20 protein-coding genes are annotated in these 16,805 nt (G+C 59.2%); 9 read left to right on the forward strand and 11 right to left on the reverse strand.

Going from position 1 to position 16,805, the window contains the following annotated elements; genetic code table 11:
* Positions 1–64 precede the first annotated feature (64 nt).
* The 4 genes from N2600_RS25810 to oiaX form a co-directional block, all read right to left on the reverse strand.
* Positions 65–1,006, reverse strand: coding sequence for a D-ribose ABC transporter substrate-binding protein (locus N2600_RS25810; protein WP_260299302.1), 942 nt, complete (start codon positions 1,004–1,006; stop codon positions 65–67).
* 75 nt (positions 1,007–1,081) lie between these two features.
* On the reverse strand, positions 1,082–1,909 hold the full coding sequence (locus tag N2600_RS25815) for a phosphogluconate dehydrogenase C-terminal domain-containing protein (protein ID WP_168315854.1): 828 nt from the start codon (positions 1,907–1,909) through the stop codon (positions 1,082–1,084).
* Between the two features lie 110 nt (positions 1,910–2,019).
* Positions 2,020–3,357 (reverse strand): four-carbon acid sugar kinase family protein, encoded by a 1,338-nt coding sequence (locus tag N2600_RS25820; protein ID WP_260299484.1) that lies wholly within the window; start codon positions 3,355–3,357, stop codon positions 2,020–2,022.
* Between the two features lie 5 nt (positions 3,358–3,362).
* On the reverse strand, positions 3,363–4,658 hold the full coding sequence (oiaX, locus tag N2600_RS25825) for a 3-oxo-isoapionate-4-phosphate decarboxylase OiaX (RefSeq protein WP_260299303.1): 1,296 nt from the start codon (positions 4,656–4,658) through the stop codon (positions 3,363–3,365).
* 138 nt (positions 4,659–4,796) lie between these two features.
* On the opposite strand from oiaX, the gene N2600_RS25830 reads away from it, so the two are divergent.
* Positions 4,797–5,501 carry a transcriptional regulator NanR gene (locus tag N2600_RS25830; RefSeq protein WP_162118915.1) on the forward strand — a complete coding sequence of 235 codons (705 nt, stop codon included), beginning with the start codon at positions 4,797–4,799 and terminating at the stop codon, positions 5,499–5,501.
* 207 nt (positions 5,502–5,708) lie between these two features.
* Here the strand turns inward: N2600_RS25830 and N2600_RS25835 are convergent, their stop codons facing one another.
* From N2600_RS25835 to N2600_RS34650, 4 genes are all read right to left on the reverse strand, one after another.
* Positions 5,709–6,140 carry a type II toxin-antitoxin system MqsA family antitoxin gene (locus tag N2600_RS25835; protein WP_260299304.1) on the reverse strand — a complete coding sequence of 144 codons (432 nt, stop codon included), beginning with the start codon at positions 6,138–6,140 and terminating at the stop codon, positions 5,709–5,711.
* Between the two features lies 1 nt (position 6,141).
* On the reverse strand, positions 6,142–6,360 hold the full coding sequence (locus N2600_RS25840; protein WP_260299305.1) for a type II toxin-antitoxin system MqsR family toxin: 219 nt from the start codon (positions 6,358–6,360) through the stop codon (positions 6,142–6,144).
* Positions 6,361–6,471: 111 nt separating this feature from the next.
* Positions 6,472–6,636, reverse strand: a complete 165-nt coding sequence (locus N2600_RS34645; protein WP_445944951.1) for a poly-gamma-glutamate hydrolase family protein — start codon at positions 6,634–6,636, stop codon at positions 6,472–6,474.
* A 13-nt stretch (positions 6,637–6,649) separates the two neighbouring features.
* Positions 6,650–6,841, reverse strand: coding sequence for a poly-gamma-glutamate hydrolase family protein (locus N2600_RS34650; protein WP_170255638.1), 192 nt, complete (start codon positions 6,839–6,841; stop codon positions 6,650–6,652).
* A gap of 144 nt (positions 6,842–6,985) precedes the next feature.
* Here N2600_RS34650 and N2600_RS25845 point away from each other — a divergent pair, with 144 nt between their 5' ends.
* Positions 6,986–7,306, forward strand: coding sequence for a hypothetical protein (locus tag N2600_RS25845; RefSeq protein WP_017967783.1), 321 nt, complete (start codon positions 6,986–6,988; stop codon positions 7,304–7,306).
* A 275-nt stretch (positions 7,307–7,581) separates the two neighbouring features.
* The gene (locus N2600_RS25850) at positions 7,582–8,109 is read left to right on the forward strand and encodes a sigma-70 family RNA polymerase sigma factor (RefSeq protein ID WP_017967784.1); all 528 of its coding nucleotides are present in this window, start codon (positions 7,582–7,584) and stop codon (positions 8,107–8,109) included.
* A gap of 193 nt (positions 8,110–8,302) precedes the next feature.
* On the opposite strand, the gene N2600_RS25855 is transcribed toward N2600_RS25850, so the two are convergent.
* From N2600_RS25855 to N2600_RS25865, 3 genes are all read right to left on the reverse strand, one after another.
* Entirely contained in the window at positions 8,303–8,443 is a 141-nt protein-coding gene (locus tag N2600_RS25855; RefSeq protein ID WP_017967785.1) for a hypothetical protein, read from the reverse strand.
* Positions 8,444–8,819: 376 nt separating this feature from the next.
* Complete coding sequence (locus tag N2600_RS25860) at positions 8,820–10,205, reverse strand: sensor histidine kinase (RefSeq protein WP_260299306.1); 1,386 nt, start codon at positions 10,203–10,205, stop codon at positions 8,820–8,822.
* 639 nt (positions 10,206–10,844) lie between these two features.
* On the reverse strand, positions 10,845–11,357 hold the full coding sequence (locus N2600_RS25865) for a ferritin-like domain-containing protein (RefSeq protein ID WP_162118918.1): 513 nt from the start codon (positions 11,355–11,357) through the stop codon (positions 10,845–10,847).
* Positions 11,358–11,548: 191 nt separating this feature from the next.
* On the opposite strand from N2600_RS25865, the gene N2600_RS25870 reads away from it, so the two are divergent.
* The 6 genes from N2600_RS25870 (at position 11,549) to N2600_RS25895 (ending at position 16,804) form a co-directional block, all read left to right on the forward strand.
* The gene (locus N2600_RS25870) at positions 11,549–12,373 is read left to right on the forward strand and encodes a manganese catalase family protein (protein ID WP_260299307.1); all 825 of its coding nucleotides are present in this window, start codon (positions 11,549–11,551) and stop codon (positions 12,371–12,373) included.
* 64 nt (positions 12,374–12,437) lie between these two features.
* The gene (locus N2600_RS25875) at positions 12,438–12,935 is read left to right on the forward strand and encodes a DUF4142 domain-containing protein (RefSeq protein ID WP_170255511.1); all 498 of its coding nucleotides are present in this window, start codon (positions 12,438–12,440) and stop codon (positions 12,933–12,935) included.
* Between the two features lie 74 nt (positions 12,936–13,009).
* Positions 13,010–13,930 carry an alpha/beta hydrolase gene (locus tag N2600_RS25880; RefSeq protein ID WP_260299308.1) on the forward strand — a complete coding sequence of 307 codons (921 nt, stop codon included), beginning with the start codon at positions 13,010–13,012 and terminating at the stop codon, positions 13,928–13,930.
* A gap of 272 nt (positions 13,931–14,202) precedes the next feature.
* Positions 14,203–14,961, forward strand: coding sequence for a FadR/GntR family transcriptional regulator (locus tag N2600_RS25885; protein ID WP_162118921.1), 759 nt, complete (start codon positions 14,203–14,205; stop codon positions 14,959–14,961).
* Between the two features lie 23 nt (positions 14,962–14,984).
* Complete coding sequence (locus N2600_RS25890) at positions 14,985–15,959, forward strand: sialic acid TRAP transporter substrate-binding protein SiaP (protein WP_260299309.1); 975 nt, start codon at positions 14,985–14,987, stop codon at positions 15,957–15,959.
* Positions 15,960–16,231: 272 nt separating this feature from the next.
* The gene (locus N2600_RS25895; RefSeq protein WP_017967794.1) at positions 16,232–16,804 is read left to right on the forward strand and encodes a TRAP transporter small permease; all 573 of its coding nucleotides are present in this window, start codon (positions 16,232–16,234) and stop codon (positions 16,802–16,804) included.
* The last annotated feature ends 1 nt before the right edge of the window (position 16,805 follow it).

Here is a 16,805-nt window from a genome sequence, read left to right on the forward strand (position 1 = left end):
CTCGACGTCTTGCAAAATGCATTGCGGAGGGCGCAGCGCTGCGCCCTCCGCAATTCGCTGCTGATCAGTTCTTCAGGGCGAAGGTTTCGAGCTTGTCGGCATTGTCGGCGTTGATGAGAACGCAATCCATCAACTGCTTCTCTTCCTTTGGCGTCGTCTTGTTCTTGATGTAGGCGTCTGCCTGTTCAACCGCCAACTGAGCCTGCGCATAAGCGGGCTGCAGGACTGTTGCCTTGATGCCGCCCGACTTGATGGAGTCGCGCACGTCGTTGGAGCCGTCGAATCCGACGACGATCACGTCCTTGCGGCCGGCCGCCTGCAGCGCAGCGATCGCACCCATCGCCATCGTGTCATTCCCTGAAATGACGCCCTTGATGTCGGGATTTGCCTGGAGGATGGTTTCCATCTTCGAATAGGCTTCCGTCTGGCTCCAGTTGGCCGACTGCTTGGCGACGGACTTCAGGTCCGGATAGTCGTCGATGACGTCGTGATAGCCTTGCGAGCGGATGCCGGCGTTGGTGTCGGACTCCTTGCCCACCAGCTCGACGTAATTGCCCTTCTCGCCCATCAGCTTGACGAATTCCTGCGCCCCGAGCTGGGCGCCCTGGTAGTTGTTCGAGACGATCTGGGCGACGGCAACGCCGGTCGCGTTAATTTCGCGGTCGATCAGGAAGGAGGGAATGTTTGCATCCTTCGCCTTCTTGACGGCCGCGACGGAGGCGTCGGCTCCGGCATTGTCGAGGATAATCGCCTTGGCGCCGCGTCCGATCGCCGTATCGATCATTTCGGACTGCTTGTTGGCGTCGTCGTCATGCGTCATGAGCAGCGTCTCGTAGCCGAGTTCCTTCGCCTTGGCTTCGGCGCCGACCGCTTCGGCCTTGAAGAAGGGATTGTCATGCGCCGGCGTGATGATGGCGATGAGATCGGCCGAAAAGGCCGGAAGAGCCGTTCCGAGCGCCAATGCGCCGGCAAAAGCTGCAAGTGTCAGTCTGCGCGTCAGTTTCATATTTTCCTCCCTGTTGTGAATGAAGCCCCTTCTCCCTGGGGCGGTTGAGGGGAGGGCTTGCCTCCCCAAGCCGGTTCAGGTGATGCGCCGGATGCTTTCGGCGATCTCCTGCGGTTCGAATACCTTTTTCCAGTCGTCGCGCATCAGCGCCGGGATCCCGAACTCGATCGCCTTGTTGCAGGCATCTGAAAACACGCCGTCGACTTCCTTGAAAATGACTGCGCCGAGCACGTTCATATGGCCGAGCAGGAAGTCGCGGGCGGCCTGTTCAGGGACGCCGCGTGCCACGCATTCGTCCATGGCCTGTCGCATGACGACGAGCAGCGATGCGCAGACGGTTTCCGACAAGCCTGGTTCGAGCATCGCAAGCTGGTCGACCGTGACCCGGTGCGAGCGCATGACTGGGGCCCAGATCAGCTTGGCGATCTCCTCACCAAGCGCGTAGGCGCTTTCGGGACCCTGCATTAGTGCCGAGACGATATGCTGCTTGGCGAAGAGGCCGCCGAAGTGGTCCTTTTTCGCCTGCATGTCCGTCTCGTCGTTGAAGATCGGCGGATGGCAGGGATGGGTGACGAAGTAGGTAAGATCATCGCGCTTCGGCAGGTGGCCGGCAAAGGGAGCCGCAGCGTCAAGCGCGATCACCATGGTGCCTGATGCGAGCTTGTCGACGATGCCTGCCGCGACTTTTCCGATCGCCGTGTCCGGCACGGCAAGGATCACCACCTCGGCGCCGTCGAGCCCGACATCGACGGATACGCAATCGACACCGAGATCATTCTTCAAACGAGCCTTGCCTGCGTCGCTTACCTCGACATGGCGGACCTCGAAACGCGAGCCTTTGAGATTTTTGGCGAGCCGGTATCCCATTTTCCCGCCTGCGCCGAAGAGGGCAATCTTAGTCATGTTTCCTCACCTTTTCCGTTTCTGGATAGGATCACATACTGGTATGATGAGTCAATCACCATATCACTTGATCCGAGCTTTTTTCTGCGCCAAACCGGATCGTGAAACCATCAGTGTTTCCTTCCATCGCGGATCTGCGTGAAATAGCCGTCAGTCCCGACCTGACCGCCTTTGAGGGCGATCTGCAGGCCGTTGGTCGGCTGATAGTCGCCATGCGCAAGGCAAAGCGGAGAACCAGGCGTCTGAGGCAGCGGCAGAAGCGTCGTCAGCGCGTCGATCTTCAACTGCCTGAGTGCGTGACTTGATGTGTCGCCGCCTGCGACGACCGCACGTGAAAGCCCTTCGTTCTCGATCAGGCGGCGCAAGATCGCGCCGAGCGCGCCGCCGAGCCGGTGACGAGCCCCCGGAATTCTGTCGATGTCGGCGCCGCGATCCGCGGACGGTCCAAGCGCCGTGTGCAGGATGATGCTCTTGCCCTGTCTAAGCTGCTGGGTTCCAGCCTCCACGGCAGCATTTACCGCGTCGTCGCCATGCTCCGAGACCAGTGCAAGTGGATCGAGCGCGATGCTCTCGAAGCCGTTCTCGACAGCCGTCCGGATCTGGCGCTCGGTCGTCGGCGATACGCTGCCCGATACGACGGCGAGGCGGTCGACAGGGCCGATATCAGGAAACTCGGCGCTGCTTTCGCCGATGAAGCCGCTCCGCCGCCATGCGCTGAGCAGGGCATATTCGACCCCCGAGGAGCCGGCGACGAAGCTTCCCGAACGGCCGGCGGCACGAAGCAACTGCTGGCCCGCGGCCTCCTGCGTCGCCTCGGAATCGACGTCGATGAGCAGTATCCCCTCTGAACCCGACGTCAGCCCGTCGATACGCGCATCGGCATCCTTTGCCGCGATGGCGACGAGATCGGCGAGCATGACGGGAAGGCGGGTCTGCTTCGACAGGTGCACCGCAAGGTCCGCCTCGTCCATCGGTGTGACTGGATGGCGGCTCATGACGGGATGGCGGTCGATGCGAAAGATCCGGCCCTCGTAAGCGGCAAAGAGGTTGCCGAATGCCGTATAGCGCTTCAGTTGCGGAGCGCCGACGATCACGGGCACGACGGATTGGCCGAAGACCGATCGGCCGATTTCGATCGCCTTGCCGATATTGCCGATTTCGGGGCTGGAATCGAAGGTCGAGCAGACCTTGTAGTGGCAGATGTCAGCGCCGAGCGAATTCAGCCACTCGAAAGCGCGCGCAAGGTGCTCTTGCATCCATAAGGGGGTCTCACTGCGGCTTGTCCCGGCAATGCCGATTGCACGGCAATCTCCAAAACGCGCGAGCAGTTCCGGCGTCGGAATGTCGAGGAAGAGCACGGTCGACACGCCGTTCGAGGCCAGGGCCTCCATCACGTCGGTGGAGCCGGTAAAGTCGTCCCCGTAATAGCTGACGAGAGGTCCATGCATCGCGGTCACGCGCCCTTGCCGCCGCTGAATTTTGCAATCGAGGCAGCGAGCTCCGGATGATCTTTTGCATAGACCTCCAACGGGATATCTGCGACTGCTGCCTGCCAGGCCTGTTGCACGGCCCGAACGCCGGCGGCCGGTCCGTCGGGGTGGCTGACGATGCCGCCGCCGCAGAGATAGAGAAGATCGACGGTGCGACCGGTCCGTTGATAGGTCTCCGGCGCCTGTCCACCCCACTGGCCTGAACCGGCAACCGGAAGCGGGCAATCGGAGGCGTCAAAGAGCGGCGTGCTGACGGCTTTGAAGGACGAGACGAAACTGTCGTCCGGTTCCCAATACTTGACCCTGATGCCGTTGATCTGGAACTGGTCGACGCCCAGCAGCCGCCAGAATTGCTGGTAGACCTTGAAATCCATGCCGGCGCCCGGATCGCGCGTCAGCACATCCCAACCGTTTCGATGCGCGTGCAGCACCAGGTTGGAGCGCTTGCGCAGAAAGCTCATGCCGCCGAACCCGATCGAGTTGATGTTGACGACGGCGCAGTTGCCGCCGGCAGTGGCGACGATGTCGTGGTTGCGCATCATCTCGTCAGGGTCTGTATGCGAGATGCCGAAGGCATACATCACCTTCTTGCCGGTCTTCTGCTCGTGATCGAGTATGCGCGGCATGATCGCCTGAACGCGGTCCTTGAGCGGCGAATAGGCCGGGCTCATTAGTTTTTCGTCATCTTTGATGAAGTCGACGCCGGATGAGATCAGCTCGCCGACGAGTTCTGCCGTCTCATGTGGTCTGAGGCCAAGCGCCGGTTTGACGATCGTTCCGATGATGGGGCGACCTTCGACGCCGGTGAGCCGACGGCTCCCAGGGATACCGAACTGCGGTCCGGGATGCGCACTTTTGAACGCGTCGGGCAGCGTCATGTCGACGATGCGGATGCCGGTCATGCCCTTGATAGAATAGACGCCGCCGATCGCAATGGTCATCAATGCCGAAAGGTCGGTGCCGATCGCGTCCAGCGGAAAGGCGATGTCGACATCGGCACGACGAAGCAGCGTGCCCGGGACGACCTCGGGCCAGGTCGGATGACGCGTATCTTCGAGGGGGCGGATCGCCAGCACGCGGGCGGCGACACGCGACTTCAGCTCTTCTGTTTCACCGGGAACGGGCACGAAGGTGCCGGTCGACTGGTCGCTCGCGATCTTTTCCGCCATCGCCTCGACGCTGCCGGGCGTTTCGATACGGTAGGTCAGGGTAATCATCATGAAACGGACGGTTGCTCCTCTCGCCCTGGAGATTGCCATGGCGTCAACTCATGATCTGGTATAATGAGTATTCCAAGTGATGAAAAGTGGAATCTTCGGATCCGCAATTTTCGCCGACAGCTTTGTTCTCGACCCGGAAAACTGTTAGGAGGAGACATTTTGAGCCAGCGAGATGTGATGACCCAGCCCCTCGAACAAATCGTCCGCCGGAAACTCTCTGACGAAGTGTTTGATCGACTTGAGCGAATGATCACCTCGGGCGAGCTTCAGCCCGGCGACGAAATGCCCTCCGAGCGTGTGCTGATGGAACGCTTCGGTGTCGGTCGGCCGGCAATCAGGGAGGCCATGCAGTCCCTTGCCAACAAAGGTCTTGTCAGCATTTCGCATGGCGAACGTGCGAAGGTCCTCAGGCTGACGGCAAGATCGATATTCCGCCAGGTCGATCTCACTGCCAAGATCATGCTGTCGCAATCGTCGGACTCGTTGGAATATCTGAAGAGTGCGCGCATCTTCTTTGAGCGGGGCATGGCGCGCGAGGCCGCGCAGCGCGCCTCGGCAAGTGATATCGCCGATCTCAGGAACATCATCGAACGCCAGCGAATGTCGCTTGGGCGGGCTGAAGAGTTCATCGACGCGGACATGGAATTCCACACCCGCATCGCGCAGATATCGGGCAACCCGATCTACGTTGCCGTCAGCGAAGCAATGCTTGCCTGGCTGAAGGAATATCATACCGAGATGCTGATCTGGACCGGCAAGGAAAAATTCACGCTCGCCGAACACGACGAAATCGTCGACCGCCTTGAAGCAAACGACGTGGATGGCTCGGAAACGGCACTCCTCAAGCATCTCGAGCGGTCGCGAGCGCTTTACGCGAAGTAGTCGCTATTCCCTTGACCCCCGTCGGAACCATCCCTGGCGTCATGGGGCCCTTGGACATGAGAGACTCCATTCATGCGGTCGTGGTAAAGCCGACGAAGACGGCTTCGCGCTGGACGCCGATCGAAGGTCTCGATGACGCCGGCGCGAAAGCAGCCTGATTGACAGTATGCAACAGGCTGACCGCTTCGAATGGCGCGGCGGCCGTTTTCATGTCGCCGGCTGGCGCAGTTCCTCGATCATCTCGGGGTGGCGATCGAGGAGACGCAGCAACTGGCTCGTCGGGCCACTCGGCTCCATCAGTCCCCGTTCATATTTGTCGAAGGCGTTTTCGCCGACTTTGAGCAGACCGCCGGCTTCGCGCTGGGAGAGTTTCAGCTTCCGCCGGATCCTCTGGATCGTCGATGGCGATGGAACGCCATCGATCTCTTCCTTCAGCGCCCGGAGTGCAAGATCGGTCACGGCCATGTCGTTACCGACATGAACTCCCTCGTCGCCGCTCTCCCGATAGTAGCCCGGCAGCTCGACCGTGATGCTTTTGCCCTTGTAGGTCACGACGAACGGCCGGACGTCGCGATGCAGTGTCTCCCCAGTTTCGGGAGAGACCATCGTCTCCGGATATACCCTTTCCGCAACTGCCATCTCATTTCTCCTTGAACGACATGAGCGTGAACTCTGTCACCACGTCCGCCTGAAACTTCACGTAAAGCACCATTCCCTGTGCCGAGACATGATAGACGTCCTGCCAGACTCGATGATCGGCGAAGGTCGTCATCGACTTGTAGAACATCCGCCTGTTCATCCTATGGATGGTATCGGCAATGCCATTGCGGTCGAAGCCCAGTCCTACTGCATCGGGCAAATTTGGAGCTGGGCGCCTTTGCGGCTCTTGCAGCGGTTGCAGAAATTGTTGCGGGCGCCGCCCGCCAGACTCTGCCGGGTCGCCCGGCCACGGCGGCGAATCCGGCACCGATCAGCGCGGCGATGATCCGGTCACGTGTTGCAAATTGAGGCCACCGAACCAGGCGCCATCGGCGTCGGCGTCATCTGCTCGCCCATGCACGCCCAACACAGTTTTGCAGGCCTCGACCAGCGCGAGCGCCCGCGGTTCGTCGAACCGATCCGAGATGACGTGCAACTCGCGATGATGTTCAGCCGGACTCAGCCTTCGAATGAATAAAAGCGAAAAATCCTCGCCGTCGATGGCTGACGGCGATTTCAGACGTGTGCGGTTCTATGTGGCTGCCGTGCGGAGCGACGATGGCAACGGAAGTACGGTACGATCCGAAAGTCGACGCCCTCCTGTTCGGAGGCGGATAGCGCCTCGAGGCTTTCGTACCGATCCTTGTCCGTCAGTTTCTCATGCACCCCCGCGCGCGATGGCTGTGGGCACGGTAGTGCATTTTGTCGGCTGCAGCCGGAACAATGATCTAAGAACGTGGTTCTGAGTGGGTCAAGCATGCAAGGATCCCAAGGAGGACATTACAATGCGTATGAAACTCGTAGCAGCGTCACTATTGGCTCTCGGCATGGCCACATCCGCCTTCGCCCAATCGAATCCGGCCCCCGCAGGTGCCACCATCGACAAGAACCAAGCCGACCAGGGTGGCGGCGCAGCCAGCGACACGAAGACCAAGAAGCCGATGGCAACGGATACCACCACAACGGGTTCCACGACCAGCGGCACAATGAAGATGGACAAGACCAAGTGCCCCAATCCGGTCAACAACTCTGCTAAGCTTCAAACACAGGGCGGTACGAGCAACGCCACCCCGATGGATGAAGCCTGCGCGGCTCACAACAATTGATCGGCTCCTTCACGAAAACTCCGCCTCGTGAACCTGACCCCCGAAAGTTGGCAACCCAACCTCGGGGGTTTTGCATGGGCAAACTTCAGTAAGCGGTCCAATCGGGCAGGACCGCTGGCGGCACGACGGCTTGAGGCCGCTTGCTCTCCTTTTGCGATGACGTGATTCACCAACGCGAAACGGGGCGACCGGGTCAAATGACGTGTTTGTCTGATATCGTACGGCAACGATTAGGACGTCCAGAACTTTTCCCTCTCATCCGGAGAGAGAGAAAAATGGCGTCAGTATCTTCCATACATTCTGCGTCGGACGACAAAAATAAGTCCGCAATCGAGCTAGAAATCGTTGCACTGACGCCGGCATTGCGCGTCTTTGCCCGAAGGTTCCTGCGCAGCAACGACGATATCGACGATCTTGTGCAGGAAACCTTGTTGAAGGCATTGAACTCGCTTCATCTCTACCGCCCCGGCACCTCCTTGAAATCCTGGCTTTTCACCATCCTTCGAAACACGTTCTGCACCAATTATCGCAAACAGAAACGCGAACCGACGGGAATTGACGTGATGGTAGAACGGATTGCGAGCGCGCCGACCCAGGAATGGGCGCTGCGGGAACACGAACTGCAGCAGGCACTCACACTTCTTTCCGACGACAGGCGCCGCGCCCTGACACTGGTGGCTGCCGGTAACAGCTACGAGGAAGCCGCGCGAATGTGTGGGTGCCGGATCGGCACGCTGAAAAGCCGCGTCAGCCGCGCCCGCGAGTCCCTGCAGTTGATGCTCGGAAACCATCTTCGCGACTGATCATCGGCCTGTTCTTTTGATCGTGCTGTTCTTGGAGACGATCAGAAGCTCCGGCTATAGCAGGATGATTTTAGGCCGGTTCGGCTTAGTCTGAATCCTCTTCGACATTGTGTAGTTCGAGCATGATGTCGTCCGAAAAACGCTCACACTTTTCGGGATCATGCTCTAGTGGAACGCCGGATCGCCAGTCCGATCAAACGCCCCCGTATTCCCGTTCCGGAATGACGTAGCTCCCCGTAGCGATCTCCTCCAGCCTTTCTCGGTCGAGAATCCTGACGTTGGCGCGGGTCGACCTAATCGCTCTCATTCCTTCGATGACATGCAGTCCTGCCATGCCCTCATATCCGGCATGTCCGACCTCGCTTCGTCTTCGACGTTCGTCGCCACCATCGATACCAGACCGCTTTCGACCAATCAGGCATGCTCGTTCGGCTGGTCGGACTCGACCAGCACATGTCTCAATGGCAGCTCGACGGTCTGGCATCGGCGGCCGGCGGTTCAAAGGCCTCGGTGGGCAAACCTTCAATAGCAAGTTATGAACAATACCCTGATCCGGTGCGGCAAGGCCACTTTCCAGCGGGAGGGAGCCTGCGCTCATACCGGCATCTTTGTGATCTCGGGAATAACAGCTTGCGCCTTAAGACAGCAGCCATATCCATATTTGGCCTTTGAGCAGTTTTGGCAAAGCTTTCGGGCTGCCGGGAACCCTGTCACGGATTTCGGGGTACACGGATCACAAAACTCGCGCCGGGCCGCCGATTCTCGATGTGAAGCTCGGCCCTCAGCTGCTGCGCCAGAACGCGCACGAGTTTCATGCCCAAGCTCTTGCCACCATTTTCGCAGACGGAAAATCCCTCCGGGAATCCTTTTCCATCATCGGCGATTTCAAGGCGGATTTCGTCGCGGGTGGCGCGCGCACGGACGGTGACGGTGCCTGAAATATCGGCATAAGCGTGCTTAAAGGCATTCGTCACCAGTTCGTTGACGAGAAGGGCAAGCTGGATTGCCCGGTCTGCATCGATAACGCACGCATCCGCGTCGACCGAAACCGTGTGCTTTGACGCCGCCTGCTGCAGGCGCTGACACAGGCTCGACAGAAAATCCGCCAGTTCCACCGTTTCGATGTTCGGTTGGCGCCACAATTGGTCGTGAACCTGGGCAATGGTGCCGACACGCGCTTCAGCATCGCGCAAGGCCGCTGCCACTTCCTGATGTTCGGCCGAGCGGGCCTGCATCGCGAGCATCGCAGCGACAAGTGCGAGGCTGTTTTTGACGCGATGACTCATCTCGCGCATCATGATTTGCTGGTGCTCATCTGCAAAGTGACGCTCGGTGTCATCTCGCAGTACCTTGAGATAGCCGGCTTTTTGATGATGGGCGCGCAGCGGCATGGTCAATCCGCTGCCCCAGAAGGTCGATCCGTCCTTACGCAAATGAAATCGTTCGTTTTCAGCACGACCGCGCTCACGCGCCGTCTCCATCTCGCGATCAAGCGCCCCGTCGCCCTCGGTACGGTCTTCCGGTACGAAGAGAATGCGTGCATCGTGACCGAGAATCTCATCTTCCTGATAGCCAAAAATACGGCAAGCCCCGGTGTTCCAGCTGATGATCCGCCCATCTTGATCAAAGGCGAAGATCGCATAATCGATTGCACTTTTGAGAATAAGCTGGAGGCGTTCCTCGCTGGCGCGCAACGCTTCGTCCTGCTGAAGCGTCAGGGTCCGGTCCCGGACGATTTTGATCAAGCCGTAAATCCCGCCCACGTCGTTGCGAAGCGGCATCATCAACCCTGACGCCCAGAACATGCTGCCGTCTTTTCTGACGTGCCACCGATTGTCGTCGGCGCGACCGTTAGCTAGCGCAAGCCGCCTCTCTTTGAGCGGTGCTCCGGCGAGCTGATCCTCGAACGAAAAGACGATGATCCCATTTTGCCCGATCATCTCGGATGCCGAATAGCCGAAGAGTTGTTCCGCACCAGCACTCCAGGTCGCCACAGTGCCATCGAGATCCATGGCAAAGATTGCGTAGTCCAGCGCGCTCTCGACAATGTGGCGATAGATTTCAGCTTCGTCGCTCGGGAAGGAATATTGATCCATACCAGTGCCCCCCAGCCGGATTACCTTAGGTGAAACTTTAGCACCTGCTAAAGGAATTTCTCGACGCGTCCGATTGCGTACCAAACCCGGTCGGCGACCCGCGTGCTGAAGAGGCGCCGTAGGTCAAATGTATAGCAATTGGCCATCCTTCGGGGTTCGTCATCGCCCAGCAGACTTCATGGCGCTCGCGGCTGGGAGACCGCGTGCTCTTGCCAAACAAGGCGGGCAGAGCGATGCAACCTTTCAAAAGCGAAAATCTCATCCTATTGCGGTTGGCGGATCCGGTACTTCCGGTTCTAGAGAGCATTCTCGAGTCAGTCTCTCTCCCGCGCGATTTTGGCCTTGTCGGTTTCAGGAAGCCGGTAAGCCACTATTTCCTGGGCAGCGGTATCTGTTCCATGGTCGCGACGACAGAAAGGCGGGGATCGAGGTCGTTCTCGGCCCGCGAGTAAACTCTCCTTTTTCAGTTTGTGCGGCGGATTGACCTACAACCAAGCGATGTTACCTGTGTTGGTCAGGCAGTTGACGAGCTTGCGGCTTGAGAGAAGCTGGCTAGCGAGGCCACGATGTTTTCGCGCCGATTTCCTCGTCGGGGCAAGGTCGGTCTCGGACAGGGGAAGTTGATTGGTCATGCCGAACCTAGACCTTCGCCGTCTCGCCCACCTGTCGCAGCGAGAGAAACTTTTCCGTGACAGCGACCAGATTGTCATTGAGCCATTCAGCCATTGCCAACTCCTCGTTCAGATTTGCCCGAAGCCCAGTCATGGCGGCGCCATATCCACCTGACTCGGCAACCACCAGCAGCGACTTGTAAGCTGCCGCTTCGTAATTTTCGAAGGCGAAATTGGCGAACGAATTCTTCAGGATTTCGTCGCCTGCAACCGTATGGCCGAGGGCTGCCATGGACCCTGTGAAGGATAGCGCCATATCTTTCAGCGTCGACTTGTCCTCGTTCAGACTATCAAGGATCTCCTCCAGACGGACGATCTGCCCGTCGGTTTCCCGGATATGCGCGTCGAGCCGTTGGGCAACCTCCGGGTAATTCTCTATGCGTTTGAGCTGCGGTTTCATGATGCTGAGCGCCTGGTTTTCCATGGCGTGGGCATTTTTCAAACCGGCGATGAAGACTTCCCTAATCTCGGTTCCTGGCAAGTCCTCCTTGTTGGTTGACGCCTAACCACGATTAACCGCCCTGGTTCCGCACCTCGGCCCGAAACACGGTATCCAATTCCCGGATATTTCCGAACGGCGGGAACTGCCTCTCAGATTTGTTGTTGGGGCAGCTTCTGAATGTCAGGTCCACTCGTCGGATGTGGCGAGCGCCCCTCAAGAAGGAGAGTTGAATGTTTTACACTGATGGAAAGCTGCAGTTCCCGGTGCGGGTCGAGACGCCCGATCCCCATTTCGCCCGCGCGCTGCAACAGGCGATCGGCGGGGTCGAGGGCGAGATCAGGGTTGCCATGCAATATTTCTTTCAAGCGTGCGGCGCCCGCGGCAACCCGAAGTTTCGGGACCTGTTGATGAACACGGCGGCGGAAGAACTCGGGCATATCGAGATGCTGGCGACCGCGGTGGCGCTGAACCTCGAAGGTGCGCCTGTCTCGGTTAAGGAAGAAGTTGCGGCAGACCCCGTGGCAAGCGCGGTTCTCGGTGGACTGAACATGAAAAGCCTTCTTTCGTCCGGTCTTTCGGCCATGCCCGTCGATTCGGACGGCGTCCCGTTCGACATGTCGCACATCTATGCCAGCGGCAATATCGCAGCCGATATGACCGCGAATGTCGCTGCGGAATCCACCGGTCGTGTGTTGGCGACGCGACTGTTCAACCTCACCAATGATCCCGGGATGAAGGAAATGCTTTCCTACCTCATCGCCCGCGATACCATGCACCAAAACCAATGGATGGCGGCACTCGAGGAGCTTGGCGGGCCATCGAAGGTCTTCCCGATCCCCAACAGCTTCCCTCAGGAGAAAGAGCTGCAGGAGTTCAGCTACGCCTATCTTGGATTTCAGCAGGATGGCAGCGAGCCGGTACCGGGACGATGGTCCAACGGCAAGTCGATCGACGGCAGGGGAAGCTTCAAGACGATGGTGCCGCAGCCCATGGGACAGAAGCCCGTTCTTGGGCCGGCAAAGCCTGATAGCGGCGCACAAGCCGAGCAGAGTTGAGCCGGAAAGTGGGCGGGCGATTGGTCCTTCGCCCGCCTTCGCCCTGCGCACTTGGAGAATAACGATGAAGCTCAAATTCAATCTTTGCTTTCTTTTGCTGATCGCAACGCCCGCCTTGGCTGCCGATGACGCTGCCCGTCAAAAGGCAGTGGATTTCGCCACCCGCGCCGCGATGTCAAACATGTTCGAACTCAAAACCGCCGAGATTGAAGTCGCCAGGGGCGCGGCCGAAGATGCAAAGCAGTTCGCCGGCGATATGTTGAAAGATCATGGGCGAGCCGGCCCTATTCTGGCGGACGCCGCCAACGAAGATGGAGTCCAACTGCCAGCTGCCCTCGACGATGAGCACAAGAAGAAGCTCGAAGCGCTGCAGCAAAGCGACCGGGAAAACCTGGACCAAGCCTATCTTTCGACGCAGGTGACTGCGCATCAGGAGGCCGTGGGGCTCTTTTCAGATTATTCGAAAAATGGCCCGGATGGGGCATTGAAGCGGGCCTCGCAGAAGATTCTGCCCGATCTCAGAATGCACCTGACGAGAATAGAAGGGCTGACCTCGAAGTGAGAGGAGCGACGATCCGGGACGAAGCAGGTGAGGGGACACTGTCCTTCACCACGCAAGAACTTAGCCGCGCCCGAATGTTTAATGCCGTCCTCGGAATTCTTCCCCGTTATCACGTTGATCGGCGCTGGAACGCTAAATGCGTTCAAGCGATGACCAAGGCGGTGCAGTCGCTGGTGCCCGATCGAGCGATCCGCCACGGCGAAGCGGTCAGCCGCTTCGCTGCCGCCAACGGCAGGAAAATCGGCTTAAGGCTGATCGTGCCGAAGGGGGCCCCTCATGGCCTCTATGTCCATTTCCATGGTGGTGCCTGGGTGATGGGTAATGCCCGTCTCGACGACGGCATTACCCGCCCGATCGCAGGGCGCTGCCAGACTCTGGTGGCCGCCGTCGATTTTCATAACGCCGTCGATGATCGGCTCGACGACACTGTGCACGACTGCAGGACGGCAGTCGATTGGCTCGTCGAGCATCTCGCCGAGCTTCAGGTCGAGCGCATCATCCTCGGTGGAGAGTCGTCCGGCGCGCATCTTGCGGCCGAAGCGCTGCTTCATCTGCGCCAACGCGGCAAGGCGGAAGCCGTTGCTGGATTCATTTCCATGTGCGGCGGCTTTGATCTGACGGGCTCGGAAAGTCTGCGACGGTCAACGGGAAGAAGCCTTGTCATCGACGGGCCATCGGCGCTTCGAAACCTTCAGCGTTTGACGCCGAGCCTTTCCGGACGTGAGGCTCGCGGCCCCCGGTTCGCCGATCTGTCCAAGCTTCCACCCGCATTGTTCATCGCTGGGGCACTTGATCCGATCATTGATGACAGCCTGTCAATGAGCCACCAGTGGCAACAGCAAAACGGTAACGCCGGCTGCGTCGTTTTCCCGGAGGCGCCGCATGGTTTTAATCGATTTCCCACAAAGTTGGCGGCAAAGGCAAATGGCCTTGTCAGGGAGTGGATATCGCGCCGCCTTGACAATGGTCAGGCTAAATCTCCCCGAGCGGGTTAGGCATCAATCCCCGTGGCGCCGGTCTTTCGAGGTCGGGCTCCTGCATCAAACCGTATTCGTCCGCGGGGAAGAGTTAGCCGCCGCTTCGTCTCTGCCGCCTTCGGCGGCATGGTTTCTCCGCCGAGCGCACCGGACGTGGCCATGACTCGTCCCAAGGAGCCTTTTTGCGCGGCGCATTGACGCACCCCTCGGTGAATGATACCGGTAGATCAATTGGTCAGGCCAGTTGACCAGCTGCGGGATTTGAGGAGAAGTCCGCCGGGGAGGCTATCATGTTTTCGCCTGTTGAATCACGCCGCCTTTACCGGCAGGTCGCAGATCAGATCCGGTTGATGATCGCGAGCGGCGAACTTGCTGTCGGTCAACGGCTGCCGGCCGAGCGCGACCTGGCAGAGCAACTCTCGGTTTCACGTCCCACCGTCCGCGAGGCATTGATCGTCCTGGAGGTCGAAGGTCTTGTCAACATCCGCATGGGATCCGGGATCTATGTGATACGCCAGAATGCCGCAATCGTCGCAGGCGCCGAACGTGAGCCTGTAGAGGGACCATTCGAGCTGCTGCAGGCGCGCGCCCTCATCGAATGCGCCATCGCCGAAGAAGCTGCAGGCCGCGCCAAACCGGATGACATCGCTCTGCTCGATGAAGCTCTGACGCGTATGAGTGGCGTGGTCAACGATGCAATCGCGGTGCTCGATGCCGATCGCGCTTTCCACACCGGAATTGCTGCCATCGTCGGAAATGCGACATTGATCCGGGTGACGGGCGAGATGTTCGACATGCGCATGACCCCCTATTTCGCAAGGCTTGCTAGCCACTTCGAGGGGCCGACGACCTGGCGCAGGGCATTGGACGAGCATCGGGCCATTCGCGACGCGATCGCAGCCGGCGATGCCGCTGGCGCCAAGGCGGCCATGCGCGCCCATCTCACCATGTCGCAGAAGAGGTTTTCCGAGAGCTTCGGGGAGGAGTTCTCGGAGGAAGAGGAGCGCGGACGCAACAAGCGGCCGCCGAAAGGAACTGCCAAGACTTAACCCAAGCTCGGGAGGAGAGAGCAATGAAAAGCAGACTCGCAACGATACTTTGCACTGCAGCCGCGATCATGGCGAGCAGCGCGATCGCCCATGCCCAGACAGTGCTGAAATGGGCGCATGTCTATGAAACGTCAGAGCCCTTCCACACGGATTCCGTCTGGGCCGCGGAAGAGATCAACAAGCGCACCGACGGGCGCTACAAGATCGAGGTCTATCCGGCCTCGCAGCTCGGCAAGGAAGCCGACATCAACCAAGGCCTCAAGCTCGGGACGGTCGACATCATCATCTCGGGATCGAGCTTTGCGGCACGCGACTACAAGCCGATCGGCGTAACTTACTTCCCTTATATCTTCCGCGGTCCCGATCACCTGATCGCCTACACAAAGAGCGATGTCTTCAAGCGTCTTGCCAAAGGCTATGAAGACAAGACCGGCAACCACATCGCTGCCGTCAGCTATTACGGCACGCGCCATACGACATCGAACAAGCCGATTGCCAAATGCGCCGATATGCAGGGCCTGAAGATCCGGGTGCCTGACGTTCCGGCCTATCTCGCCATGCCGCGCGCCTGCGGTGCCAACACAACGCCGATCGCCTTTGCCGAAGTCTATCTCGCTTTGCAGAACGGTACGGTCGAGGCGCAGGAAAACCCGCTGACGACAATCGAGGCGAAGAAGTTCTACGAAGTCCAGAAGAACATCATCCTCACCGGCCACATCGTCGACCACCTCAATACCGTGATCTCGAAGACGCGGTGGGCGAGCCTTTCCGACGAGGACAAGAAGATATTCGGCGAGGTCATGCAGGAGGCCGCCGAGCGCACGAGCAAGACGATCGCCGGCAAGGAAAGCAGCCTGATTGCGACCTTCAAGGAAAAGGGCCTGAATGTCACTGAAGTCGACAAAGCCGATTTCGAAAAGACCGTGATGGAAAAGGTCAAATTCGAGGATTTCGGTTACGAGAAGGCCGATTGGGAAGCAATTCGCGCGATCCAGTAAAGCCCGTAAGCCACCTTTTCGTGATGCCCTCACCCTAACCCTCTCGCCGTTTAGACGGGGAGAGGGGACGTGCCAAATGTCAGCGCTGAGGCTTGAAGACCGGCGCGGCATGTCCCTTCTCCCCGCTGGCGGGGAGAAGGTTGCGGCAGCCGGATGAGGGCAGGAATGGCGCTCACCGAGCCGAGGTCACGCCGAGCAAAGGACGATGTTTGTCGACAACTGAAGGGCGCGGCCACGCGCGCTCCTTCTTCCCCAACCGGAACAGGCCGATCATGTCGCAAGAAATTCATACGCAAATCACGGCCGAAGAAATCGGTCACGAGTTCGAAGGGCAGGCGCCGACCGCAAACGTCTCGGATTACGCCATCGAGGACTGGATCACGCTGCTGGTCTTCTGGCTGATGGCCGGCTGCGTCTTCCTGCAGTTCTTTACGCGCTATGTCCTGAACGACAGCTACGCATGGACCGAGGAGATCGCGATCAACTGCCTGATCGGTGTCGTCTTTCTCGGTTCCGTCATGTGCGTACGCACGTCGCGGCATATCCAGGTGGATGTATTCTATCACTATATGCCGGCAGGTCTGGCGCGCGTGCTCGCCACTTTCGTCGATATCGTCCGCATCGGCTTCTTCGCCTATGGCTGCCACCTGATGTGGCGTTACGTCGACATCGTCGCGGACGAGCAGATGGTCACCGTCGACCTGCCGCGCAACATCGTTTTCTACAGCGTTCTCGTCGCTTTCGTGTTGATGCTGATCCGTGCGGTCATCGTCTTCATCGCCAACATGCGCCGCGGCTACTCCGTTCTGGAGCGCCCCGAAGAATTCCAGACGATCGAGGGTTGAA

It is taken from the genome of Rhizobium sp. WSM1274, from assembly GCF_025200775.1.
GTDB classification, from domain to species: domain Bacteria; phylum Pseudomonadota; class Alphaproteobacteria; order Rhizobiales; family Rhizobiaceae; genus Rhizobium; species Rhizobium leguminosarum_I.

Bases quoted from the DNA above. Each gene is read 5' to 3' on its own strand.
- N2600_RS25860 (WP_260299306.1), bottom strand. From the start codon at position 10,205: ATGGATCAATATTCCTTCCCGAGCGACGAAGCTGAAATCTATCGCCAC.
- N2600_RS25855 (WP_017967785.1), bottom strand. From the start codon at position 8,443: ATGGCAGGACTGCATGTCATCGAAGGAATGAGAGCGATTAGGTCGACC.
- N2600_RS25875 (WP_170255511.1), top strand. From the start codon at position 12,438: ATGAAGCTCAAATTCAATCTTTGCTTTCTTTTGCTGATCGCAACGCCC.
- N2600_RS25845 (WP_017967783.1), top strand. From the start codon at position 6,986: ATGCGTATGAAACTCGTAGCAGCGTCACTATTGGCTCTCGGCATGGCC.
- N2600_RS25835 (WP_260299304.1), bottom strand. From the start codon at position 6,140: ATGGCAGTTGCGGAAAGGGTATATCCGGAGACGATGGTCTCTCCCGAA.
- N2600_RS25870 (WP_260299307.1), top strand. From the start codon at position 11,549: ATGTTTTACACTGATGGAAAGCTGCAGTTCCCGGTGCGGGTCGAGACG.
- N2600_RS25895 (WP_017967794.1), top strand. From the start codon at position 16,232: ATGTCGCAAGAAATTCATACGCAAATCACGGCCGAAGAAATCGGTCAC.
- N2600_RS25850 (WP_017967784.1), top strand. From the start codon at position 7,582: ATGGCGTCAGTATCTTCCATACATTCTGCGTCGGACGACAAAAATAAG.
- N2600_RS25830 (WP_162118915.1), top strand. From the start codon at position 4,797: ATGACCCAGCCCCTCGAACAAATCGTCCGCCGGAAACTCTCTGACGAA.
- N2600_RS25820 (WP_260299484.1), bottom strand. From the start codon at position 3,357: ATGCATGGACCTCTCGTCAGCTATTACGGGGACGACTTTACCGGCTCC.
- N2600_RS25880 (WP_260299308.1), top strand. From the start codon at position 13,010: ATGTTTAATGCCGTCCTCGGAATTCTTCCCCGTTATCACGTTGATCGG.
- oiaX (WP_260299303.1), bottom strand. From the start codon at position 4,658: ATGGCAATCTCCAGGGCGAGAGGAGCAACCGTCCGTTTCATGATGATT.
- N2600_RS25885 (WP_162118921.1), top strand. From the start codon at position 14,203: ATGTTTTCGCCTGTTGAATCACGCCGCCTTTACCGGCAGGTCGCAGAT.
- N2600_RS25815 (WP_168315854.1), bottom strand. From the start codon at position 1,909: ATGACTAAGATTGCCCTCTTCGGCGCAGGCGGGAAAATGGGATACCGG.
- N2600_RS25810 (WP_260299302.1), bottom strand. From the start codon at position 1,006: ATGAAACTGACGCGCAGACTGACACTTGCAGCTTTTGCCGGCGCATTG.
- N2600_RS25890 (WP_260299309.1), top strand. From the start codon at position 14,985: ATGAAAAGCAGACTCGCAACGATACTTTGCACTGCAGCCGCGATCATG.